This window comes from Vibrio sp. OPT18 (assembly GCF_015163615.1).
Lineage (GTDB): Bacteria > Pseudomonadota > Gammaproteobacteria > Enterobacterales > Vibrionaceae > Vibrio > Vibrio coralliirubri.
Genome location: NZ_JADDYK010000064.1, coordinates 1 through 532 on the forward strand (window position 1 = coordinate 1; position 532 = coordinate 532).

A 532-nucleotide genomic window follows, 5' to 3' on the forward strand; every position below is an offset into this window, starting at 1 on the left:
GTGCCTTCGGGAGCTCTGAGACAGGTGCTGCATGGCTGTCGTCAGCTCGTGTTGTGAAATGTTGGGTTAAGTCCCGCAACGAGCGCAACCCTTATCCTTGTTTGCCAGCGAGTAATGTCGGGAACTCCAGGGAGACTGCCGGTGATAAACCGGAGGAAGGTGGGGACGACGTCAAGTCATCATGGCCCTTACGAGTAGGGCTACACACGTGCTACAATGGCGCATACAGAGGGCAGCAAGCTAGCGATAGTGAGCGAATCCCAAAAAGTGCGTCGTAGTCCGGATTGGAGTCTGCAACTCGACTCCATGAAGTCGGAATCGCTAGTAATCGTGAATCAGAATGTCACGGTGAATACGTTCCCGGGCCTTGTACACACCGCCCGTCACACCATGGGAGTGGGCTGCAAAAGAAGTGGGTAGTTTAACCTTTCGGGGAGGACGCTCACCACTTTGTGGTTCATGACTGGGGTGAAGTCGTAACAAGGTAGCCCTAGGGGAACCTGGGGCTGGATCACCTCCTTATACGAAGATA

Annotated in this window: 1 rRNA gene; it reads left to right on the forward strand. The window is 54.1% G+C overall.

What is annotated here, in order from left to right:
* Positions 1-522 (forward strand): 16S ribosomal RNA (locus tag IQQ51_RS18020); the annotation flags it as partial.
* Between the last annotated feature and the right edge of the window lie 10 nt (positions 523-532).